Below are 22,254 nucleotides of genomic sequence, written 5' to 3'. Positions count from 1 at the left end.
GCGCGCCGGGCTTATGCTCGCGGCTTAGCCGGCGGGTGTCCTGCAGCGGGCACTCCGGAATGTAAAGCACCCTTTACAGTCGGCGGGGTCGGTGGCAGGCTTTCGGCCATGGCGACGGAAACAGCGGGCAGGCGGACCCGCGGACTCAGGATTGGATTGAGCACGGCCGGGGGCGCCGCAGCGGGAGCGGCCCTGGGCTGGGCGGTGGCGCTGAGCAACGGAGGGGACCCGGCGCTGTACGTGCCGGTGTTTGCCGCGGCAGTGGGGCCCATGGTGGGGGTTGCCTTCTGGATGCTGGTCCTGAATTCGGCGGAAACCCGCCGGATCGAGGCCGCAGGTGCTGCCGACGTCGAACGTTCCTGGTCCCGGGATGCGGCTGCCGCCGCCTTCACCGATGTGATGGTGGTGGTGTCCTTGGGGGTTGCGCTGCAGGCTGTGGCGGGCTGGACCGTCCCGCTTCCGCTCTTCTGCGCGGCCGGCCTGGCGGCCTGGGCGCTGCGCTACGCCGCGGCCCGACGCCGAAACGCCTAGGAATGAAGAACCGCGTGGCGCAGGAGCGGGTGCGGCTGGGATTGTCGCAGGTGCAGCTCGCGGAACGCCTGGGGGTCTCACGGCAGACGGTCATTTCCATTGAAAAGGGCAGGTTTGATCCCTCGCTGCCCCTGGCTTTTGGCCTGGCCCGCGTGCTGGGCCGGCGGATCGAGGAACTGTTCCTGCCGGAACAGTTAGAGGGCTAGAGGGCTAGTCGCCCAGCAGCAACCAGGCACAGACGGCGCCAGCCGTCAGGAAGAGCAGCCAGTTCACTGCCACGGCCAGCAGGGTGGAAGCGAAGGGCCGGGGCGGCAGTTCGCTGCGAGGGCGCAGCACCGGGTCCGGAGCCGGGCCCTTGCGGAACTGGCCCCACAGGCTGGTGCCCAGCAGGACGGCACCGCCGCACAGGGCCAGCGGCAGGGCAGGCAGTGAGAAAAGGACCAGATGCGAGGCCGCCAGGAACAGTGCGGCTTCCACCAGCAGGCAGGCGGCCAGCAGGATGGCCGGGCGCCGCAGCGAGCGCAGCGTGGGACGCCGCAGGTACAGCGGACTGATTCCGGCCACCACCAGCGCGGTAAAGGCCAGCATCAGCCCCGGGGCGGTGACGGCAACCGTGGCCGCTTCCGAGGTTACGGCGGCTGCTACGGCAACAAACCCAAGCAGGCCCAGGAGTGTTGGAACAATCAGTGCCGCTGCGGAGCCGGAGTGGGGAGCGGTGGCGGTATCAACGCCGTCCTTTTCAACCGGGTCCTCCGCGGGGCGTGCGGCAAGGGCGTCCACGGCCGGCGGTCCGGCGTCGGGCTCGGGGATACCCATATGACTCCTTCTGCGCTGAGGAAACTATCCAGACCACTAGTTTTCCATAACCGCGGGCGCCGGACGGGCGGCAGCGGATCCCTTGACGGTCCCATCCCGCGTCCATATCCTGAACGAACGGTCGGTAATTATTGAACGGGGTTAGGCATGGACGGGCAAGAGCAGTTCGAGGCATTGATCGCAGCTGATGCCCGGGTGGAACCGCGGGACTGGATGCCGGAGGGATACCGGAAGACCCTGGTCCGGCAGATCTCCCAGCATGCGCACTCGGAAATCATCGGGATGCAGCCGGAGGGAAACTGGATCTCCCGTGCCCCCTCGCTCAAGCGCAAAGCCATCCTGATGGCCAAGGTCCAGGACGAAGCCGGGCACGGCCTGTACCTCTACTCCGCCGCAGAAACCCTGGGCACCCCCCGGGACCGGATGACCGAGGACCTGATTGCCGGCAAGGCCCGCTATTCCTCGATCTTCAACTATCCCGCATTGTCTTGGGCGGACATGGGCGCCATTGGCTGGCTGGTGGACGGTGCGGCCATCTGCAACCAGGTCCCGCTGTGCCGCGCTTCCTACGGACCCTACGGCCGGGCGATGGTGCGGATCTGCAAGGAAGAGTCCTTTCACCAGCGGCAGGGCTTTGAAATCCTGCTCGAACTCGCCCGGGGCACTGACGCACAGAAGGAGATGGCGCAGGATGCCATCAACCGCTGGTACGCACCGTCCCTGATGATGTTCGGCCCGCCCGATGATGATTCACCGAACTCGCGCCAGTCCATGGCCTGGAACATCAAGCGGTTTTCCAACGATGAACTGCGCTCGCGGTTCGTCGGAATGATCGTTGAGCAGGTGCAGGTCCTTGGCCTGACCCTGCCTGACCCGGCCATCCGCTTCAACGCGGAAACCGGACGGTGGGAGCACGGGCCGCTTGACTGGGAGGAGTTCCGCGAGGTCCTGGCCGGGCGGGGGCCCTGCAATTCGCAGCGGCTGGCCCGGCGCCGCGAAGCCCATGAGGAAGGTGCCTGGGTCCGTGAGGCCGCAGCGGCCTATGCGCGCCGGCAGAATGCCACGGAGGTGGCCTAGCCATGACAGGTGGATCAACAACCGGCGACGACGGCGCCCTGGCACCCGCGCCTGCGGTTTCCGCCCCTGCTGCCCCCGTGCCCGACGTGCCCGCAGCGCCGTCCGCGGTGTGGCCATTGTGGGAAGTTTTTGTGCGTTCCTCCCGCGGCCTTTCCCACGTGCACGCCGGGTCCCTGCACGCCCCGGATGCCGACATGGCGGTGCGTAACGCCCGTGATCTGTACACCCGCCGGAACGAGGGCATCTCGCTCTGGGTGGTTCCGGCGTCGGCCATCATCGCCAGTGACCCGGATGCCAGGGGGCGCCTCTTCGAATCCCCGCAGGGCAAGGACTACCGGCACGCGACCTACTACACAAAGTCCGAGGGAGTGAGGCACCTGTGAGTTCGGACAGCGCCACCCGCATCACCCCCGGCAATGCGCTGCGGCCCGAGGACATTGCCGCAGCGGGCACCCGGGCACCGGCCGACGCCGCGGCATATGCCCTCCGCCTGGGCGACGACGCCCTAGTCCTGGCCCAGCGGCTGGGCTGGTGGATTTCCCGCGCCCCGGAACTCGAAGAGGACGTGGCGCTGGGCAACATTGCCCTGGACCTGATCGGCCACGCCCGGTCCTTCCTCACCTACGCCGGCAGTGCCGACGGCCGCACCGAGGATGACCTGGCCTACTGGCGGAGCGAATCGGAGTTCCGTTCCGCCCACCTGATGGAGCAGCCGAACGGCGATTTTGCCCGCACCATAGCCCGCCAGCTGGCGGTCTCCTTCTATCAGTTCGGGCTGTACAGCTCGCTGCAGCACTGTGCGGACCCCACGCTGGCGGCCATCGCGGCGAAGGCGGTCAAGGAAGTGGACTACCACCGGGACCACAGCGTCCAGTGGGTGCTGCGGCTGGGCCTTGGCACTGATGAATCCCGCCGGCGGATGATCCGCGCGCTGGAGCTGACCTGGCCGTACGTCGGTGAGCTGTTCGAGGACGACGACGCGGCGGTGGCGATGGGGGAGCGCGCGGTCCTTCCGTCCAGCCTGAAGCCGGAGTTTGAGCGGAGCATCACCGCCGTATTGCAGGAGGCGGGGCTTCAGGTACCTGCGGTTCAGCCGGCTCCCGGCGGCGGCAGGCAGGGACGGCACAGCGAGCACCTGGGCTACCTGCTGGCGGAACTGCAGGTCCTGGCCCGCGAACATCCCGGTGCCACGTGGTGAGCCTGATGGCATCCTCCCTGCGGCCGGCAGATCCTGCGGCGGCCGCCGCCTGGGATGTAGCCGCGACGGTGTGTGATCCGGAGATCCCCGTACTGAGCATCGAGGACCTGGGGGTGCTGCGACGGGTGGAGGTTTCCGACGCCGGCGTGCAGGTGGCCATCACCCCCACCTACTCCGGCTGCCCGGCCATGGACGCCATCCGCCAGGACGTCACGGCTGCCCTGCACGGGGCCGGGTATGCCGAGGTGCAGGTTGCCCTGGAACTGGCTCCGGCCTGGACCACTGACTGGCTGACCGCTGACGGGAAGGCGAAGCTGGACGCCTACGGCATCGCCCCGCCGTCGGGCAGTGCCGCCGCCGGTCCTGTCCGCGTGGGGCTGAGCGTGAAATGCCCGCAGTGCTCCTCGCTCAACACCCGGGAACTGACCCGGTTCGGCTCTACCTCGTGCAAGGCCCTCTGGGTCTGCCGGGACTGCCTGGAACCGTTCGACTACTTCAAGGTGCTCTGATCCATGACCGTTCTTCCCGCCGCGCCTGTACGGCGCGCCGCTTTCCATTCCCTGACCGTGGCGGCAGTGCGCCGGCTGACCGAAGACGCCGTGGAGGTCACCTTCGCGGTTCCTCCCGAACTGGCGGACGCCTATGGCTACCTGCCCGGGCAATACGTTGCCCTCCGCACGGTGCTGGAAGGCACCGAACTGCGGCGCAGCTATTCCATCTGTGCCGAACCCCGTCCCGGAGAACTGAAGGTGGCCGTCAAGCGTGACCTCGGGGGCCTGTTTTCCTCCTGGGCCAACGAGCATCTGAAGGCCGGAGACATGCTGGACGTGATGTCGCCCGCCGGCAGCTTTACCGTGCGCCCGGTGTCGGGGATGGCGGCTGAACAGGCACGCGGCCAGGTCTTCGCTGCCGTTGCAGCCGGATCGGGGATCACCCCGGTGATCGCCATTGCCCGGTCCGTCCTGGCCTCCTCGGAGCACACCCGCTTTGACCTGGTGTATGCCAACAAGGCAGCCATGGACGTGATGTTCCTGGAGGAACTGGCGGACCTGAAGGACCGTTACCCTTCGCGGTTCGCCGTGCACCATGTGCTTTCCCGTGAGCAGCGGATCTCGCCGCTGCTCAGCGGGCGGCTCAACGCAGAGAAAATCACCAGCTTCATTGACACCGTCCTTCCGGCAGATGCGGTGGATGAATGGTTTCTCTGCGGTCCGTTTGACCTGGTCCAGCTTTGCCGCGATGCGCTCGCGGAACGCGGCATTGATCCGGCCAGGGTCCGGTTTGAGCTGTTCACCACCGGCAGGCCGGACCGGCCGGAGGGCTCCGCCGGACGGCCGGTGGTTCCGGACAGTGCGGGTGCCAGCTACGACATTGCCTTCCGCCTCGACGGGCTGCAGGGAAAAGTTTCCAGCCCGGTGCATGCCCGGGAATCAGTGCTGAACGCCGCCCTGCGTGTGCGTCCGGATGTTCCCTTCGCCTGCGCCGGCGGGGTCTGCGGCACCTGCCGGGCCAAGCTCGTCACCGGGACCGTGGAGATGGAGGAGAACTACGCCCTGGAACCGGAGGAGCTGGAGCGCGGCTACATCCTGACCTGCCAGAGCCGGCCCACCAGTCCATCAGTCACCGTGGACTACGACGCCTAGGAGCACGCCATGATTGATTTGGACATACGGGACGGCATCGCCGAAGTGGTGCTGAACGCCCCGGCGAAACTCAATGCGCTCAGCGGTGAGGCACTCGGGGAGCTTTCACAGGCGTACGACGACGCCGGGGCCGCCGGTGTGCGGGCCCTGCTGCTTCGCGGGGAGGGCCGCGCTTTCTGCGCCGGTAGGGACCTGACGGGCGTGTCACCGGAAAATGACGATGCCCGGACCTATCTGGTGGATGCCCTGCGGCCCCTGCTGAAGAAAATGGCTGAGTTTCCCGTGCCGACCTTCGCGGCCGCGCACGGTGCGTGCCTGGGGGTGGGGCTCGGCCTGCTGGCTGTCACCGACGTCGTTTATGTTGCCGACGACGCGAAGATCGGCTCGCCCTTCGCCAACCTGGGTGCCGCCCTGGATTCGGGCGGGCACTGGCTGTTCACTGAACGGCTTGGACCGCAGCGGACCTTGGACCTGATCTACACCGCCGAACTGATGAGCGGTGCGGACGCCGTGGCGGGGGGACTGTTCAGCCGGGCGGTTGCCCCGACGGAGCTGCTCGCGAAGACGCGCGCCGCCGTCGCCAAAGCAGCGTCCGGCCCTACCCAGGCGTTCGCGGCCTCCAAGGAGCTCGTGGGGCAGATCAGGGACCACCGTATGGGCTATTGGGATGCCCTGGATGCCGAAAACGAGGTACAGGTGCAGCTGAGTAAAACACCGGATTACGCCGAAGGATTTACCGCCTTCCTGGCCAAGCGGAAGCCTGTTTTCCGCGGCTGATCTCCGTCCGGGCAGCTTCTGCGCGGGTGAAACCTGAAGACTCCGGCTTGAGATGTGCCCGGACGGGGACTAGGTTGGAAGGCAACTCGTAAGCATGCTTAGTACGATGCTTGCCAAGGCTGGTGAACGCGCAGAGATGCCGAGGAGGCAGAACATGGCCGAGAGCTACAACCCGAACAATGACCCGGCAAATCCGGATAAGCCCAAGGACGCGCAAAAGGGTGCCGGCACGCAGGAGGGGACGGGCAACCACGCGCACAGCGAGGCGAAGGCGGACAGCCCCAACCCGGACCCCGCCGAGGGGAACATCACCGGACTGGAGCCGGGCGGCGGAGTTCCCCCGGGAGAGACCCCGCCCGCCGAAGGCCAGATGAGCAGCGACCAGGGCCACGACGAGAACTGAATCGCCGCACAACCGGACAGCACCCGCAGCAACTGCTGCGGGTGCTGTCTGCATTTGCGGGGGTTGCCGGGCGTTGCCGGGCAGGAACGGTTACCAGCGGCGGAAACCGCCCTCGGTATTGAGGACCTGTCCTACCATCCAGCGGCCTTCGTCACTGACCAGCCAGGCGATGAGCCTGGCGGGGTCGTCGGGCTCGCCGAACCGTCCGCCCGGGAAATGCGCCAGCACGCTCTTTAGTTCCGCCGACGGCCGGTCCGCCGTTTCCTCATTCAGGTAGCCGGTGTTGACCGGGCCCGGGTTGACGGTATTGAGGATGATGCCCTGACTCATCAGGCCGTCCGCCACTGAAGCCGTCACGCCGGCCAGTGCGGCCTTCGACGTTGCATAGGCTATTTCGCCCGGCATGGGGCCCTGTGACTGGCCCGACGTCATCCACACCACGCGCCCGCCCTCCCGGCCGTCGTGCTGCTCCGCGAAATAGCGGGTGGCCAGCAGGGTGGAGCGCGTGTTGACCTGCCAGTGGGCATCCAGGTTTTCCGGTGTCATGTCCAGCAGTCCGCCGTCGCTGCCGCTTTTGGCATGGTTGCAGCAGAGGATGTCCAGGTGGCCCAGTGCGGATTGTGCGCGCTGAATGAGTTCGGCAGCACCGGCCGCCGGCGCGAGGTCGATCCCGGCGTGTTCCACCCGGATGCCGTCGGGCAGGGAAGTCTGCAGGTCCCGGACCAGGTCCGGAATGGAATCGGCACCCCAGGGCTGCGCCTCGTCGTGGGGCACATGATGCTGCAGGAAAAGGTTGGCTCCCATTCCGCCCAGCCGCCGGGCGATGGCGAAGCCGATTCCCTGGCGGCGGCTCACCCCGGTAATAACAGCCGTGCGTCCGGACAGGGGGAGGGGAGGGTGCGTGTGCATCCGCCCATGGTAAGCGCGGCACGGCTGCTGCAGCGCGTGTCACGGATGCCGCGCGTATTCGACAACGTGTAGAAATCCGGGAAGAATTGGCACCAGACGGACGATCCGTCCGGTCGGGATTCCCTTCGGGAGGAAGCATGGGCACGCGCGCGGCACGTCAGTTGCGTGGCTGGGCTGTCGCCCTCTCGGCCACGGGGGTTGCCGCTGCGGCGCACATCCTGGCCGGCGGCAGTATTCCTCACCCGTCCATCCTGGTCCTCTGCCTTGCGCTGTCCGCCATGGTCTCCTGCGCTCTGGCAGGCCGTGCCCTGTCGCACGTGCGTACGGCGGGAGCCGTTCTTGTGAGCCAAGGCCTCTTCCACTGGATGTTTACCGCCGGCGGTGCCGGTATGCCTTCCCCTGCAGGCGGTTTCACGGGACTCTCGACGGCGGGTGCCGCAGCCGGGCATGCCGGCCACGCGGGGCACGTTGATCCCGGGGCCCTCGCCGACCAGGTGGTGGCTGGCGCAGGCGTGACGGCCTCGGGGCATCCTTCGGCAGGCATGTGGTTCGGGCATCTGCTGGCCGCGGCGGCTACCATGCTGATCATCGGCCACGGTGAAGCCGCGCTGCTCCGCCTCGCGGGCGCCGTCCGCCTGCGCATCGTTGCCATATTTCCGCGGTTGCCGCTGCCGGCGCCGCTGGGCCCGGAAGCGCCCAAGCCCGCGCACATGGCGCGGATTGAACCTGCACCCCGTCTCGGCATCCCACTGCTGGTGATGCGGCACCGGGGCCCGCCAGCTGCTGCCGCGTTCCGCTAAGGAGCGCTTTCGGGCATCCGCACAAACGTGCGGATGCCCCGGTTGACCGCGTCAGCGGACACCTATCCCCCAGCAGCCGCGGACGCTCGTCCGGCGGCGGAAAGCAGTCATGCCTTCGATCAACCTGTCCCCTCCGTTTCCCATGCCCTTTTCCGCTGCCGTTCCGGCGCGGCCGCGCAGGTCCGGCCCCTACCGTGCCGTGCTCGCTGCGGTCCTGGCTATGGGCTTGGCCGTGGGCTGCCTTATTGCAGCGTTGGCATCGGCTGCCCCGGCCGCGGCCCACGACCAGCTCGTGGGCACTGCACCCGCAGCCGGCGAGCGCCTCGATGCGGCTCCCGAGCAGCTGGAACTTACCTTCAGTTCGGTGCTGATGGATGTGGGCCATCAGGTCCTGGTTCTGGATGCTGACGGCCGCGACTGGGCGGGAGCCGACCCCCGGCTGAACCGGGAAACCCTGGTCCAGCCGCTGCCGGAGGAGCTGCCCCGCGGGGAGTATTCGGTGCGCTGGCGTGTGGTGTCCTCCGACGGGCATCCGATCGCCGGCCGGTTCGAATTCCTGGTGGGTGCGGACGCCGTGGCCGGATCTGCCGTCGACGCTGTTCCGGGCACGGATGCAGCCGGGAGTGACAACGCCGCGGGCATGCCGGCGAAGGGAAGCGCCGAAACGCCTGCAAACGGAACCGGCGCCGCCGGGGACACTCAGGCCGACGCCCTTGAAACCGACGCCGTTGAAACCGACGCCGCTGAACCTGACACCGCTGAGGCCGCCGCCCATGCTGGTGCCGAGGCCAACGAGGGCCTGCCTGACTGGGTGCTTCCCGGGATCTGCGGCGCGGCAGCCGGGCTGCTGATCTATGCCGGCTACGCAGTGTTCTCCCGCCGCCGGCAGCGCAGCAGTTCGGACTAGCGCTGCCCGGCAACGGCAACAACCTCACAGAGTGGGCCAGTCGGCTTCCGGCCGCGCACCTCCCACAACTCCAGCGCGTCCCTCATTTCAGTGCCCCCACGGCAGCGCGCGCAAAACTTTCAGCGCTCCATCACGACAGCGCCTCTCACACTTAGGAGCTACACCACCATGACGTCTCGTCCGCCTACCCCCGCCCACACTTCCGTTCCCGGGCAGTCTCCGACCGGGTTGCCCGCCATGGGCCCTGACCACTCTCCGACCAGGTTGCCCGCTGCGGGCCCCGACCACTCTCCGGCTGTGGCGCCCGCTTGTGGCTCCGCCCCGGTGCCCGCCCCATTCCCCGCCCGTCCCATCCGCAAAAAGGCGCTCCCGGCCGTGGCTGCCACCATCCTGGCCGGACTGCTGTTGGGCGGTTGTGCCGCTGACCCCGCACCCGAGGGGCCAGCAGCAGGGGCGCAGACCCAGGCTCCGTCCGCCACGGAAGCAGCTCCAGCATCCGGTCCGCAATCCGCCACGGAATCCGCGACGGCATCCGCTTCTCCGCTGTCCGTGCACCAGCCGTGGGTGAAGGCTGCCGAATCCCGTATGACGGGGGCATTCGGTGTCCTCACAAACAACGGCACCGAAGATATCCGGGTGGTCGCGGCAACGTCGCCGTCCGCCAAGAAGGTTGAACTGCACGAGACCGTCGCGGGTCCCGACGGCACGTTCACCATGGCCGAAACCACTGACGGATTCACCATCCCCGCTGGCGCGGACTTTGCGCTGGAACCCGGAGCAAACCACCTGATGCTGATGGGGCTGGCGGAACCGCTCCTTGCCGGGGACGAGGTCATCCTCAACCTGGAACTGGAAGACGGAACCGTTGTGGAATTCACCGCCACCGTTAAGGACTTCTCCGGCGCCAATGAGAGCTACCACGGGGAATGAGCATCACGGAGGGCGTGGCGCCCGACCACGGCGAGCCCGAACATAGCGAGCACAGCGGAGACGGGCAGAAGCCGGAACAGGAGGCCTCCGGCGGTGTCAGGCGGCGGCACCTGTTATTCGGCGGTGCAGCGGCTGGGTTGGGAGCGCTGGCGGCAGCCGGGATCGCCGCCGGGACCAAACCGGATGCCGCCGGCCGGAAAGGGCAGAACACGGAGACCGGCGCGGCCCCTTCAGCCGGCGCTTCCGACGTCGTGCCCTTTTACGGACCGCGGCAGGCGGGCATCGAAACGCCGGCCCAGACCCACGCCGTCTTCCTGGGCCTGGACCTGAAACCGGGCCTAACCCGGCAGCGGCTTGCCGCCTGGCTGCGGCTGCTGTCCGAGGACGCCGCCGCCCTGACACAGGGCCGGCCGGCGCTGGCTGACACGGAACCTGAGCTGGCGGCAGGCCCGGCCCGGCTGACGGTGACGTTCGGGTTCGGTCCGGCGCTGGTGGCGCTGGCTTCTCCGGGGCTGGCACCCGCCTGGCTCCGACCGCTGCCTGCCTTCGGAATTGACCGGCTGGAGCCTGCCTACAGCGGGGGAGATCTGCTGCTGCAGGTGTGCGCCGATGACCCGCTGACGGTGGCCCACGCACGGCGCATGCTGCTCAAGGACAGCCGCTCCTTTGCGACCCTTCGATGGACCCAGACGGGGTTTCTGCGCGCCGCCCGTTCCAACCCCGCAGAGGAGACACCACGGAATCTGTTCGGCCAGCTGGACGGTACCGCCAACCCCCGAGGCGGCGCCTTCGAACGTGTGGTGTGGGGCGGGGAGGGCATCGAACCGTGGCTGAAGGACGGGACCTCCGTGGTGATCCGGCGCATCGCCATGAACCTGGATACATGGGATGAACTGGACCGAAGGGGACGGGAGGAAACCGTGGGCCGGCGGCTCAGTGACGGGGCTCCGCTGACGGGCGGAACCGAACATGACGAGCCGGACTTCTCGGCACGCAACAGTCTCGGTTTTCCGGTGATTGCCGAATCCGCGCACATGCGCCGGGCCCGTCCGGAGGATGAACGGCAGCGGATATTCCGCCGTCCCTACAACTATGACGACGCGCCTGTCACGGGCGGCGCGGAAAGCGGCGTCTCCAACTCGGGCCAGATCTTTGTGTCCTACCAGGCCGACGTCGACCGGCAGTTCGTGCCGATCCAGCGGCGGCTGGACGAGCTGGACATCCTCAACGAATGGACGACGCCGGTGGGCTCCGCCGTGTTCGCGGTTCCGCCGGGCGCACGGGAAGGGAGCTTTGTCGGCGCGGAACTTTTCGACTGACAGCCCTCAGCGGGTGTCGCGTTCCTCGAAGACCAGGAACGTCTGGGTGTCCAGCACTCCGGGCATGGACTGCAGCTGGTCGAAAATAACCCGGCGCAGGTGGACGTTGTCCTCGGCCCGTACCAGCACAATGACGTCGAAGGACCCTCCCACCAGGGCGATGTGGTGGATTTCCGGCACCTCGCTGAGGCGGTCCTTCAACTCCCGCCAGGCGTGCTGGCGGACTTTCAGCGTCACATAGGCCGAGGAGCCCAATCCTGCCTTTTCCGGATCCACCAATGCGGTGAAGCGGCTGAGTACGCCCGATTCGGTCAGCCGGGCAATCCGCGAATAGGCATGCGCCCGAGAAATGTGTACCGCCTGCGCAACGGCCGTAAAGGATGCCCTCCCGTCGGAGCGCAGCACTGCCAGGATTTTCCGGTCTGTTTCATCCAGTACCGCCGGAGCTGCTGTCATAATGTCCACGCTTTCCCCAAGTAATCTGCGTCACATTTGCAAGGTGTCCATCAGAGTACCCGCAGCGGAGCTTTCCGTCCAAGATTTCCGGGAATGCTGGCCCCTGATGAGCGCCGGTCAGCATACTGGCTAGACAGTAGTACCCGCGTGCAAAGGTGCCGCAGGCACTCACGGACGGAGGCTCTCTGATGACCATCTCGACGCCGCGGCACACCGGGTTTCCCCCATCCCCGGGTTTCGCCGCAGACACCGGACTTCTTCCGTCCCCGGTTCCCGTCCGGCTGATCGATGCCGACGGGGCGGAGCACAGCGATGAACGCTATCCGCTGCCCTCCGGCGACAGCTTGCTGGACGCCTACGCGCGGCTGGTGGCCGGACGGCGGGTCAACGACCAGGCCAACGCCCTGGTCCGGCAGGGCCGGCTGGCCGTGTACCCGTCCTCGCACGGGCAGGAGGCATGCCAAGTGGCAGCCGCAGCCGTGCTGCAGGCCCGGGACTGGCTTTTCCCCACCTACCGGGATTCCGTGGCCGTGATGTCCCGCGGCGTGGATCCCCTGCAGGTGCTGACCCTGCTCCGCGGGGACTGGCACAGCGGGTATGACCCCTACGAACACAGGGTGGCCCCGCAGGCGACGCCGCTGGCCACCCAGCTGCTCCACGCCGTCGGCGTTGCCCACGCTGCGAAACTGAAGGGTGAAGACACCGTGGTGCTGGCCCTGTGCGGTGACGGTGCCACCAGCGAGGGCGACTTCCACGAGGCACTGAACTTTGCCGCGGTCTTCCATGTGCCCGTGGTGTTTTTTGTCCAGAACAACGAGTACGCGATTTCCGTGCCGCTGCGCAGCCAGACCGTTGCCCCCTCCCTTGCACATAAGGCAGTGGGGTACGGCATGCCGGGAGAGCGGGTGGACGGGAACGACGTCGCCGCCCTCCTGGCCGTGCTGGGCGCTGCAGTGCGGCGGGCACGCGAAGGCGGCGGTCCGTCGCTGGTGGAGGCCCACACCTACCGGATGCAGCCCCACACAAACGCCGATGACGCCACCAGGTACCGCACGGCCGACGAGGTGCAGCGGTGGGAACCCCTGGACCCGCTGCTGCGGATCCGGACCTTTCTGCGCTCGTCGGGTCTGCTCGACGACGCCGCCGAGGCCGGGCTGGCAGCCGACGCCGAGACCGTCGCGACGGCCATGCGCGACGGGTTGAATGCCGACGTCGAGCCGGAACCGATGGCCCTGTTCGAGCACGTTTACAGCCGCCGGACTCCCCAGCTGGCGGAACAGGCCGAGCTGCTGCGCAGCGAACTGGAACGCGACGCCGCAGCCGTGGAGCCGGACACCCGCGACACCGGCGCCACGCGCTGACTCCCCACGGAAGGGCACACATCATGGCAGCAACAACCACGGAGGTGCCGCCGGGCACCCGGCAGGCCGCCGACACCGCGGACAGCACCGACAACGCGCCGCTGACGTTCGCGAAGGCACTCAATACCGCCCTCGCTGATGAGATGGCTGCCGATTCCACGGTGGTGATGTTCGGCGAGGATGTGGGGCCGCTGGGCGGGGTCTTCCGGATCACGGATTCCCTGACGGCGCGGTTCGGGGCCGAGCGCTGTTTCGATACCCCGCTGGCTGAATCGGGCATTGTGGGTATGGCCGTGGGAATGGCCATGAACGGGTTGCGCCCGGTGGTGGAGATGCAGTTCGATGCTTTTGCCTATCCCGCGTTTGAGCAGATAGTCAGCCACGTGGCCAAAATGCCGAACCGGACCAAGGCCCGGATCAAGCTTCCGATGGTGATCCGGATTCCCTATGCCGGCGGGATCGGCGGGGTGGAACATCACTGTGATTCCTCCGAGTCCTACTACGCCCACACCCCGGGCCTCACCGTAGTGGCCCCCGCCACCGTGGCGGATGCCTATTCGCTGCTGCGCGAAGCCATCCGCCTCGATGACCCGGTGATTTTCCTGGAGCCCAAAAAGCTGTACTGGACCAAGGAGAGAGTGGATCTTGCCGGCCTGCGCCGTGCGGCGGATGATGCGGCGCAGACGGGCCGGAGCGCTGCCGGCGGCATCGGTACCGCGGCGGTGGCGCGGCCGGGCACCGATGCCACACTGATTGCCTACGGACCCTCCGTATCCACAGCCCTGGCGGCAGCGGCTGCTGCCGAGGTTGAAGGCCGGTCCCTGGAAGTGATTGACCTGCGCTCGATTGTTCCGTATGACGACGCCACCGTGGACGCCTCGGTCCGCCGCACGGGCCGGGCCGTGGTGATTGCCGAAGCGCCGGGTTTTGCCTCCGTTGCCTCCGAGATCGCAGCCCGTGTCTCCGAACGCTGCTTCCATTCCCTGGCCGCCCCGGTGCGGCGCGTGACCGGATTCGACGTGCCGTACCCGGCTCCCAAACTGGAACACTGGTTCCTGCCCGGCGTGGACCGGATTCTGGACGCGGTGGATGAGCTGCAGTGGGATGAACCGGGTGACGGCGCGGATGTGCTTGCCGGGGATTCCCTTGCCGGGGGTACCGCGGCTGTGGATACCGGTTCGGAGGGCCACCTGTGAGCGTGCGAACCTTCCTGCTGCCGGATCTGGGCGAGGGGCTGACCGAAGCCGAGCTGGTCAGCTGGCTCGTTGCGGTGGGGGACTCCGTCGCGGTGGACCAGCCCGTGGCTGAAGTGGAGACGGCCAAATCCCTGGTCGAGGTCCCGTCGCCGTATGCCGGCCGCGTGGCGCAGCTGCACGGCAATGCCGGCGAAAGCATGGACGTTGGGCGACCGCTTATTTCGGTGGACACTGCACCGGCGGACACTGCGCCGGGCGGTGCTGCACCGGCGGACACTGCGCCGGGCGGTGCTGCACCGGCCGCCGGGTTGGAAACCGCCGCTGCCGTGGGAACCGTGGAAGCGGCGGTGTCATCGGCAGGGGAGGCTTACCGGCAGGAAGAGAAGGCGGGTTCCGGGAACGTGCTGATCGGCTACGGAACTCCGGAAGCAGCGAAGACGGCACGCCGGACCAGGCCTCCGAAAAGCCCCGTGCGGCCTGCCCTCCAGATGAATCCGCCCCGATCCGCTGCACCGCGTTGCATCTCGCCGCTGGTCCGGAGGATGGCACGTGAGTCAGGCCTGCGGCTGGCCGATCTCAGCGGCAGCGGCCCGGACGGACTGATCCTGCGCCGCGACGTCCAGGCAGCACTGCGCACGGTACCCGTCCAGGGTGAGTCGTCATTCCGGACGCCGGCGGTGGTTTCCGCGACCGCGCTGGTCGGCGCCGTCTCCGGCCCGGTCGACACCACGGCATCCGCGGCCGAGACCATGGTCTCCGGCCCGGACGGCAGCGCCGCAACCCTTGACCCGCGGACCGGGCTGCAGGTCGCTGCCCGCACCCCCGTGCGCGGCGTGCGTCGAACGGTGGCCGCGAACCTCACCCGCAGCCGTGCCCTGATCCCGGAGGCCACCGTCTGGGTGGACGTGGACGCGACGGCGCTGATGGAACTGCGCAGCGACCTCGGACGCAGCGGCGGAGAGGTCCCCTCGCTGCTGGCCTTCCTAGCCCGCTTCACCCTGGCCGGCCTGCGCAGATTCCCGGAACTCAACACCCGATACGTACCCGGTGGAATGGGCACAGACGGCCTTTCCGCCGATGCCCCCGACGCCGCCATAGAGGCCTTCGAGGGCATCAACCTGGGCATTGCTGTCCAGGCCGGCCGGGGACTGATGGTCCCCGCAGTCCGTCGCGCGGACAGCCTGTCCACCCGCGACCTGGACACCGAAATCCGCAGGCTCACCGCAGCGGCGCAGGCGGGCCGGGCCACCGCTGCCGAGCTGACCTCGGGCACGTTCACCCTCAACAACTACGGAGTGTTCGGTGTGGACGGCAGCGCAGCAATCATCAACTACCCGGAATCCGCCATTCTCGGCGTCGGCCGCATCATCGATAAACCGTGGGTGGTCCGGGGCGAACTGGCCGTGCGCAAGATGACGGAGCTGACCCTGGTCTTCGACCACCGGGTGTGCGACGGCGGTACGGCCGGAGGCTTCCTGCGGTACGTGGCGGACGCGGTCGAAAACCCGGGCAGGGTCCTCGTAGACCTGTAATACGTGCCCCGAATCCCTACCCGCGGTAGGTTGGAGAAGGCCGGCGAAAGGGAAAGCTGACATGACCGAAACACCGCACCAGCCCGCAGTGAGCACCGCGGGCTGGATGGAAATTGCCCCCCGCATCTGGGTGCGGCGCAACGAGGCGTACGCCGTGAACACCGGCCTGGTGATCGGCGACGAGCGTGCCCTGCTGATCGATACCGGTGCCGGCCCGGTGATGGCAGAGGAAATCCACGCGGCAGCACGGCAGCTGACGGATCTGCCGCTGTCCGCAGTGAACACGCATGCCCACTTCGACCACTACTTCGGAAACACGCTGATGCTGGCCCGCGGCGTCGAGGATATCTGGGGCACCGCCGGGTGCGCCGCAAGCATCCTTGAAAACGGTGAGGACCATCGTCCGCAGGCCGCCGACACGGAACCGGAAATGGCCTCGGCCATGGGCGAGCACACTGCCATCACCGGGCCTACCAAGCTGGTGGAAAACGCCCCGGTGGATCTGGACCTGGGTGGCATTTCGGTGACGCTTTTCCATCTGGGACGCGGGCACACGGACCACGACCTGCTGGTGGGTGCGGGCGACGTGCTCTTCACCGGGGACCTGGTGGAGCAGGGCGCCGATCCGCAGTTCGAGGATTCCTTCCCGAAGGAATGGATCCGAACCCTGGGCAAGGTCACCGCGCTGGAGGACCTGTATACGGTCTTCGTGCCGGGCCACGGCAAACCCGTCACCGTGGATTTCGTGTCCACGCAGATGAACAAAATGCGCACCGCCGTCGCCGTGACCCGCAGCGCCATGGACCAGGCGTCAGTGGACATGACCAAGGCCATTCCCATCCTGCCGTACGGCCCCGAACAGTCCCGCGCGCTGCTCACCCGGCTGCGGACCCTGGCGAAATGGAAATGGCTGAAACGGTAGTCCGGACAGGACACTGCCAGTGCGGGGGATAGTCTGAGGCCGTGCCAGCGGATGATTTCAGCCTTCGACGTATTGCCGTTCCGGCCTACGGGCCCACCCTGCTCTACGGACTGGCAACCGGAGCCATCCTGCCCGTAGTGGCACTCAGTGCCCGGGATCTCGGCGCCACCGTAGCCCTGGCTGCCCTGGTAATTACCCTCACCGGCGTGGGATCGCTCCTGACCAACGTCCCGGCCACGGTGGTCACCACGCGGTTCGGGGAAAGGTGGGCCCTAGCGGCCGCAGCGGCGTGGTGCGCCCTCGCCATGATCCTGGCGGCATCGGTTCCCGTCCTCTGGGTCTTCGCACTCGCCGTTTTTATGACCGGTATGGCCGGATCGGTCTTCGGGCTCGCCCGGCAGAGCTACCTGACGGAGGCCGTACCACTGCATTTCCGTGCACGGGCGCTGTCCACCCTGGGCGGGGTGAACCGGATCGGGGTCTTCATCGGTCCCTTCGCAGGTGCCGGAGCCATCCACTTCCTCGGTACCGCGGGCGCCTACTGGGTGGGGGCAGCCGCCGCCGTGGGTGCGGGGCTGCTCAGCCTCACCGTGCCGGACCTGTCCGTCCGTGCGGCCGCCAAGCGAAACGGCACCCGGCCCGGACCCGGCACTGCCGCGGCGGCCGCGGCGGTGCCCACTCCCACCGTCCGGGCGATCCTGCGCAGCCATGCCCGGGTGTTCCGAACCATCGGCATTGGCATACTGCTGATCGCCGCGGTGCGGGCCACCCGCCAGGCAGTCATTCCGCTCTGGGGCCAGCACATTGGCCTGGACCCCACCCAGACGGCGCTGATCTACGGACTGTCCGGCGCCATCGACATGCTGATTTTCTACCCCGCAGGCAAAGCCATGGACACCTGGGGGAGGCGTTCGGTGGCCGTGCCGTGCATGCTCGTAATGGGCGTGGGGCTGGGACTGCTGCCACTGGCCACCGACGCCACCGGCCTGCTGCTGGCAGCCCTGTTGATCGGCTTCGGCAACGGTATCGGCTCGGGGATTGTCATGACCCTCGGAGCGGACTTTTCACCCTCGCCGGGCCGCCCGCAGTTCCTGGGCATCTGGCGGCTGCTGGCCGATCTGGGCAACATGGGCGGGCCGGGAATCCTCGCCGGTGTGACCGCACTGGTCTCCCTCTCCGCCGGCATTGCGGCCACCGCACTGCTGGGACTGGCCGGCGCCGTCGTCCTCTGGTGCTGGGTTCCCAAGGGAAAACCCGGCAGGTCCGCTAGCGCCGCGCCGGATCGCCGGCCTGCTGGCTGAAAAGCCAGCAGGCAAGGGCGCTGATCAGCAGGCCTACGCCCGCTATCAGGGCCAGGCCCGCCCAGAAGTACAGGGGTGCGGCGGTGGCAATGGGCGCGGCATCCCAGCGGGCATAGAAATACAGGCCAAGGCTGGCCAGGGCGGCGAGGGTCCCGGGAATGGCGCAAAGCAGCGTAACCGCCCGTGCCGTGCCCTGTCCCCGACCGGACGCGGGCCACAGGTTCCACTCCGGGTTGGTCCGCATCATGACCAGGCCCCCGATCAGGGTCCAGGCCGAGACCACCAGGAGCGAGGCGACGACGTCGGCCGGCCGGTGCCAGCTGTTGAGGAACGTGGCGGCGCCCGCGAGGATCGCGTAACAACCGCCCCAGAACGCTGCCAGCGGCCGCCAGCGCGGGGCGGCCAGCAGGAAGACCGCCGCTGCTGCCGATGCAGCCAGCGTGGTGTGCCCGGAAGGCAGGGAATTAAAGTCCAGCGTCAGGACGCCGCGGTCCGGCCGGTCCAGAACCAGCCGTTTGAGCAGCTGGCTGCTGATGTTTGCCGCCGCGAATGTGCCCAGCGCAATGACCGCCGGGGAAAGGCGCTGCCGCAGGATGGACACGAACACCACCACTATTCCGGCGATGAACACCGAGATCAGGGGCAGATTGTCCAGGAAGCTGATCACCGGCAGATGATTGCCGGCAGCGATCAGTTCGGCTTCCTGAAACGCCGACTCGTCAGCCAGCTGCCCGGTGGTGGTCCGGACAAAAAACCAATACGTCACGGCTACGCCTGCAGCGCAGCACAGAGCGGCAAAGAGGAAGAGCGCCGGATTATGCGCAGCCGGGCGTTGTGCCCGGGAGCGCTGTGCCAGCAAATTGCGAGTATCCATTGGTTCCAGATTGCCACATCATCTTGGTGGTTGCCTGAGCGGCCCGGCCAGGGCGGGTGCAGGGCGGCAAAGCGTAGGCTGGCAGGGTGTCGACTTGGATAAATCCGGAGCCCTCCGTCCTGCGTGAAAGCGCCCGTGTGGTTTCCATTCCCATGCGGGTGAAATTCCGCGGCATCCTGCACCGAGAGGCCCTGCTGCTGCACGGACCGGCCGGATGGGGCGAGTTCTCCCCGTTCCCGGAATACGCGGACGCCGAAGCTGTTCCCTGGCTGGCATCCGCCCTCGAAGCCGCGCAGCAGGGGTACCCGGAGCCGCGCAGAACCTCCATTCCGGTCAACGGAACTGTCCCCGCAGTGGACGTGGGCCAGGTCGAAGCAGTGCTGGCCCGGTTCGGGTCAGTGTCCGCCGTCAAGGTGAAGGTGGCCGAAGCAGGACAGTCCCCGGCCGAGGACCTCGCCCGGGTGGCGGAAGTGCGCAGGTTGCTGCCCGGGGCCGGGATCCGCGTGGATGCCAACGCAGGCTGGGACATTCCCACCGCCGTCGATACGCTGAGCCGGCTGGCCGAGGCCGGCCTGGAGTACGCGGAACAGCCGGTGGCCGGCATAAACGGGCTGCGCGCGGTGCGCACAGAGCTGCGCCGCCGCGGTGTACCGGTCCTGATCGCAGCGGATGAAAGTGTACGCAAGGAAACGGATCCGCTGAAGGTTGCGCGGGAAGACGCCGCGGACCTGATTGTCATCAAGGCCGCCCCGCTGGGCGGAGTGCGCCGGGCAGTGGAAATAGTGAAGCAGGCCGGGCTGCCGGCAGTGGTGAGCTCGGCCATTGACACCTCCGTGGGCATCCGCACCGGCGTCGCTCTGGCCGCCGCGCTGCCGGAACTGCCCTACGCGTGCGGACTGGGCACCCTGTCCCTGATGGCCGGTGATGTGACCAATGAACCGCTGCTGCCCGACGGCGGGGCCCTGGCCGTGCGGGATGTTCCGGTTTCCGGAGACCTGCTGGAACGTTTCGCCGCGTCACCGGAACGCACCCGGTGGTGGCTGGACCGTCTGGACCGGGTCCATGCGCTGCTGGTGTCGGGACAGGCCGGCTCTGCAGACGGGCAGGCCTGACCGCCGTTACTTCCGGTTACCCGGGTTACCCTGGTTGCCCGGTGGCCCCGGTGGCCCCGGTGGCCCCGGTGGCCCCGGTTCCCGGGTGCCCCGGTTCCCGGGCTTAGTTACCGGTCAGTTACCCCGCCGCCCCGGACGTCCCGGCCTCCAGGTTCCGGCGGAGTATGTGGCCTGCCGCGAGCAGCAGGTCGCAGGCCCGGGCGTAATCCGTTGACGGAACCAGCAGGATGTCTCCGTCAAAGGTGGAAACCACAAATACCGGGCAGCCTGCGGCGGACAGCGGCGCCACCAGCGACGTGACCACACCGGTCAGGCCGAAAGGCATGGGACCCGCTGCGTAGAGGGCCGTCCAGGGGCCGTCGGTCTCGGCGTCGGCCGGGGCCAGCGCGGCAGGGCAGACCAGCGAAAGTTCCTGCGGGGTGCGGGTGACCGATATGAATCCTGCCCCTGTGCCCGGCGCCGTAAATGCCGCAGGAACCTCTGCTGTCACGGGAAGCCGTGCGATCACGTAGTCACCGGCAAGGGCGTGCAGCTCCACGGTGGGTGCGGGGGTTGAAAGGGTCATGGCATGTCCTGGTTTGTCCGTGCGGAAGGCCCGTGCAGCAGGGCCGCGCTCATCGCACCCCGCCATCATGCCAGAAGCTTCCGTCAACGGATGAAGCGGCGGGACAGCCGCCGGATGAAGCGTCATGACGGCCGTCGGCCGGATCCCGCCGGGGCGGGGAACACAGTCGAAACAAAACAACACGCACCGGAAACATGTGTCTGCGAATCTCTGTCCAACGGCGTCCTGAACGCCGGATTGATCGAGATGGAAGGCGCTATCCGTGAGTTTGGGTCCAGAAGATGTCGCAGTAATAAACGGCTATGTCCTGCCGATGAACAACCAGGCCCCCATACCGGACGGCGTCGTCACCTTCAGCGGCGGGGTCATTGACCGGATCGGCACTGCGGGATCCGTTGATGTCAGCGGCGCCGGCCGGATCATAGATGCCCGCGGCGGAGCGATCATGCCAGGCTTCATCAATTCGCACACGCACAATGCCTCCAACATGCTCCTGCGCGGCCTGGATGAAGACGCCGAGCTGTGGTCCTGGCTGGAGTCCATGTGGAAGCTGAAGCAGAACTTCGACCCGGAAACGCTTTACTGGGCGAGTCTCTGCGGCCTCATTGAAATGGTCCGCTCCGGAATCACCTGCTTCAACGAGCACTTTGACGCCTACGCCGTGGAACCGGAGGTCGAGGCGCTGAAAATTATTCCGCTCCGCGCCACCCTCGGCTACGGGTTTGCGGACCGCGGTATCTACGAACCCATCTCGGAATGGTCCTGGAAGGCTTTGGAGAACTTCGGCGAGAAGGTCGCTCGGCACCACATGAGCGCCGACGGCCGGATCCAGGTGGCCCTGTCTCCGCATGCCCCCTATTCGGTGGGAGCGGAAATGTGGAAACTCACCCGGAAAGTGGCGGACGACCACGGGGTCTCCATCCACACCCACCTGGCCGAGGGCATGAATGAAGTGCGGTATATGCAGGACACCTATGGCACCACCAGCGTGCAGTGGCTGGAGTCCATGGGCTTCCTCGGCCCCGACGTCACGGCCGCGCACTGCACCCGGCTGAACGACGTCGACCGGCGGATCATGGCCGAACGCGGCGTGAAGATTGCCCACTGTCCGGTCAGCAACGCGAAACTGGTCTCCGGCACCCTGGACCTGGGGGCGGTCACGGATGCGGGAATCACTGTGGGCCTGGCAACGGACGGACCGGCCAGCCACAACACCATGGATCTGTTCCAGGAAATGAAGTTCGCCGGCCTCATCCACAAGGACCGCACGCAGGACCCGCTGTTCCTGCCGACCCGGCAGCTGCTCAACCTTGCCACCACCGGATCGGCGGCGGCCATGCACCGGCCCGAGCTTGGCCGGCTGGCGCCCGGGCATCCTGCGGACATTGTGGTGGTGGACTTCGATACCGCCCACACCATGCCCGTTTACGATCCGGAATCCACACTCGCGTATGCCAGCCGTGCAGACGATGTCCGCTTCACCATCGTGGCGGGAGAGGTCCTGCTTGATGACAAACAGATTCCCGGCGTAGACGAAACCGAGGTCCGCCGCCGCTTCCGCGAAAGCGCCCTCGCACTCCGGGCACGGAGCGGGGCCTGAACCATGAAGAACACCAATCCAGTGA

25 protein-coding genes are annotated in these 22,254 nt (G+C 67.6%); 20 read left to right on the top strand and 5 right to left on the bottom strand.

All coding sequences use genetic code 11. The annotated features are described in order from the left end of the window. Positions 1-156 precede the first annotated feature (156 nt). Together MUK71_RS13475 and MUK71_RS13470 are read left to right on the top strand one after the other, a co-directional pair. Positions 157-531: a hypothetical protein gene (locus MUK71_RS13475; RefSeq protein WP_227928628.1), complete on the top strand. Its 375-nt coding sequence runs from the start codon at positions 157-159 to the stop codon at positions 529-531. 2 nt (positions 532-533) lie between these two features. Then, positions 534-737 carry a helix-turn-helix transcriptional regulator gene (locus MUK71_RS13470; RefSeq protein ID WP_227928631.1) on the top strand — a complete coding sequence of 68 codons (204 nt, stop codon included), beginning with the start codon at positions 534-536 and terminating at the stop codon, positions 735-737. Between the two features lie 4 nt (positions 738-741). Here the strand turns inward: MUK71_RS13470 and MUK71_RS13465 are convergent, their stop codons facing one another. Further along, positions 742-1,347, bottom strand: coding sequence for a hypothetical protein (locus MUK71_RS13465; protein ID WP_227928633.1), 606 nt, complete (start codon positions 1,345-1,347; stop codon positions 742-744). A gap of 147 nt (positions 1,348-1,494) precedes the next feature. Between MUK71_RS13465 and paaA the strand changes: the two genes are divergently transcribed. The 7 genes from paaA (at position 1,495) to MUK71_RS13430 (ending at position 6,445) form a co-directional block, all read left to right on the top strand. Beyond that, positions 1,495-2,424, top strand: coding sequence for a 1,2-phenylacetyl-CoA epoxidase subunit PaaA (gene paaA / locus MUK71_RS13460; RefSeq protein WP_227928635.1), 930 nt, complete (start codon positions 1,495-1,497; stop codon positions 2,422-2,424). A 2-nt stretch (positions 2,425-2,426) separates the two neighbouring features. Further along, the gene (gene paaB, locus MUK71_RS13455; protein WP_227902430.1) at positions 2,427-2,807 is read left to right on the top strand and encodes a 1,2-phenylacetyl-CoA epoxidase subunit PaaB; all 381 of its coding nucleotides are present in this window, start codon (positions 2,427-2,429) and stop codon (positions 2,805-2,807) included. Beyond that, entirely contained in the window at positions 2,804-3,622 is an 819-nt protein-coding gene (paaC, locus tag MUK71_RS13450; RefSeq protein WP_227928637.1) for a 1,2-phenylacetyl-CoA epoxidase subunit PaaC, read from the top strand. The genes paaB and paaC overlap by 4 nt, the downstream gene beginning before the upstream one ends. Positions 3,623-3,627: 5 nt before the next feature. Continuing rightward, entirely contained in the window at positions 3,628-4,131 is a 504-nt protein-coding gene (gene paaD, locus MUK71_RS13445; RefSeq protein ID WP_227928638.1) for a 1,2-phenylacetyl-CoA epoxidase subunit PaaD, read from the top strand. Between the two features lie 3 nt (positions 4,132-4,134). After that, positions 4,135-5,265 carry a 1,2-phenylacetyl-CoA epoxidase subunit PaaE gene (gene paaE / locus MUK71_RS13440; protein ID WP_227928641.1) on the top strand — a complete coding sequence of 377 codons (1,131 nt, stop codon included), beginning with the start codon at positions 4,135-4,137 and terminating at the stop codon, positions 5,263-5,265. A gap of 9 nt (positions 5,266-5,274) precedes the next feature. Next, the gene (locus MUK71_RS13435; protein ID WP_227902426.1) at positions 5,275-6,042 is read left to right on the top strand and encodes an enoyl-CoA hydratase/isomerase family protein; all 768 of its coding nucleotides are present in this window, start codon (positions 5,275-5,277) and stop codon (positions 6,040-6,042) included. Positions 6,043-6,196: 154 nt separating this feature from the next. Further along, entirely contained in the window at positions 6,197-6,445 is a 249-nt protein-coding gene (locus MUK71_RS13430) for a DUF6480 family protein (protein WP_227902425.1), read from the top strand. Between the two features lie 90 nt (positions 6,446-6,535). Here the strand turns inward: MUK71_RS13430 and MUK71_RS13425 are convergent, their stop codons facing one another. Then, positions 6,536-7,354: an SDR family oxidoreductase gene (locus MUK71_RS13425; RefSeq protein WP_227902424.1), complete on the bottom strand. Its 819-nt coding sequence runs from the start codon at positions 7,352-7,354 to the stop codon at positions 6,536-6,538. Positions 7,355-7,491: 137 nt separating this feature from the next. Between MUK71_RS13425 and MUK71_RS13420 the strand changes: the two genes are divergently transcribed. The 4 genes from MUK71_RS13420 to MUK71_RS13405 all read left to right on the top strand — a co-directional run bounded on the left by MUK71_RS13420 (position 7,492) and on the right by MUK71_RS13405 (position 11,310). Further along, complete coding sequence (locus tag MUK71_RS13420) at positions 7,492-8,154, top strand: hypothetical protein (RefSeq protein WP_227928643.1); 663 nt, start codon at positions 7,492-7,494, stop codon at positions 8,152-8,154. A 109-nt stretch (positions 8,155-8,263) separates the two neighbouring features. Then, the gene (locus MUK71_RS13415; protein ID WP_227928645.1) at positions 8,264-9,061 is read left to right on the top strand and encodes a copper resistance CopC family protein; all 798 of its coding nucleotides are present in this window, start codon (positions 8,264-8,266) and stop codon (positions 9,059-9,061) included. 375 nt (positions 9,062-9,436) lie between these two features. Then, entirely contained in the window at positions 9,437-9,991 is a 555-nt protein-coding gene (locus MUK71_RS13410; RefSeq protein ID WP_227928653.1) for a copper chaperone PCu(A)C, read from the top strand. Further along, the gene (locus tag MUK71_RS13405; RefSeq protein ID WP_227928654.1) at positions 9,988-11,310 is read left to right on the top strand and encodes a Dyp-type peroxidase; all 1,323 of its coding nucleotides are present in this window, start codon (positions 9,988-9,990) and stop codon (positions 11,308-11,310) included. The genes MUK71_RS13410 and MUK71_RS13405 overlap by 4 nt, the downstream gene beginning before the upstream one ends. 6 nt (positions 11,311-11,316) lie before the next feature. On the opposite strand, the gene MUK71_RS13400 is transcribed toward MUK71_RS13405, so the two are convergent. After that, positions 11,317-11,766, bottom strand: coding sequence for an Lrp/AsnC family transcriptional regulator (locus tag MUK71_RS13400; protein WP_227902423.1), 450 nt, complete (start codon positions 11,764-11,766; stop codon positions 11,317-11,319). A 188-nt stretch (positions 11,767-11,954) separates the two neighbouring features. On the opposite strand from MUK71_RS13400, the gene pdhA reads away from it, so the two are divergent. The 5 genes from pdhA to MUK71_RS13375 all read left to right on the top strand — a co-directional run bounded on the left by pdhA (position 11,955) and on the right by MUK71_RS13375 (position 18,078). Further along, entirely contained in the window at positions 11,955-13,127 is a 1,173-nt protein-coding gene (pdhA, locus tag MUK71_RS13395) for a pyruvate dehydrogenase (acetyl-transferring) E1 component subunit alpha (protein WP_227928656.1), read from the top strand. A gap of 23 nt (positions 13,128-13,150) precedes the next feature. Beyond that, entirely contained in the window at positions 13,151-14,323 is a 1,173-nt protein-coding gene (locus MUK71_RS13390) for an alpha-ketoacid dehydrogenase subunit beta (protein WP_269436322.1), read from the top strand. 2 nt (positions 14,324-14,325) lie between these two features. Continuing rightward, positions 14,326-15,855, top strand: a complete 1,530-nt coding sequence (locus tag MUK71_RS13385; protein WP_227928681.1) for a dihydrolipoamide acetyltransferase family protein — start codon at positions 14,326-14,328, stop codon at positions 15,853-15,855. Positions 15,856-15,916: 61 nt separating this feature from the next. Then, entirely contained in the window at positions 15,917-16,777 is an 861-nt protein-coding gene (locus tag MUK71_RS13380) for an MBL fold metallo-hydrolase (protein ID WP_227902419.1), read from the top strand. 41 nt (positions 16,778-16,818) lie between these two features. Next, positions 16,819-18,078 carry an MFS transporter gene (locus tag MUK71_RS13375; protein WP_227902418.1) on the top strand — a complete coding sequence of 420 codons (1,260 nt, stop codon included), beginning with the start codon at positions 16,819-16,821 and terminating at the stop codon, positions 18,076-18,078. On the opposite strand, the gene MUK71_RS13370 is transcribed toward MUK71_RS13375, so the two are convergent. After that, on the bottom strand, positions 18,044-18,952 hold the full coding sequence (locus tag MUK71_RS13370) for a phosphatase PAP2 family protein (protein WP_227928658.1): 909 nt from the start codon (positions 18,950-18,952) through the stop codon (positions 18,044-18,046). The two genes, MUK71_RS13375 and MUK71_RS13370, sit on opposite strands and share 35 nt — an antisense overlap. Before the next feature lie 86 nt (positions 18,953-19,038). Between MUK71_RS13370 and MUK71_RS13365 the strand changes: the two genes are divergently transcribed. Next, the gene (locus MUK71_RS13365) at positions 19,039-20,064 is read left to right on the top strand and encodes an o-succinylbenzoate synthase (RefSeq protein ID WP_227928660.1); all 1,026 of its coding nucleotides are present in this window, start codon (positions 19,039-19,041) and stop codon (positions 20,062-20,064) included. A gap of 118 nt (positions 20,065-20,182) precedes the next feature. Here the strand turns inward: MUK71_RS13365 and MUK71_RS13360 are convergent, their stop codons facing one another. Next, positions 20,183-20,629, bottom strand: coding sequence for an ACT domain-containing protein (locus MUK71_RS13360; protein WP_227928661.1), 447 nt, complete (start codon positions 20,627-20,629; stop codon positions 20,183-20,185). Between the two features lie 262 nt (positions 20,630-20,891). Between MUK71_RS13360 and MUK71_RS13355 the strand changes: the two genes are divergently transcribed. Then, on the top strand, positions 20,892-22,229 hold the full coding sequence (locus tag MUK71_RS13355) for an amidohydrolase family protein (RefSeq protein ID WP_227928662.1): 1,338 nt from the start codon (positions 20,892-20,894) through the stop codon (positions 22,227-22,229). Positions 22,230-22,254 lie beyond the last annotated feature (25 nt).

The organism is Arthrobacter zhangbolii (assembly GCF_022869865.1).
GTDB lineage: Bacteria > Actinomycetota > Actinomycetes > Actinomycetales > Micrococcaceae > Arthrobacter_B > Arthrobacter_B zhangbolii.
This window is presented reverse-complemented; position numbering and strand designations above follow the sequence as displayed.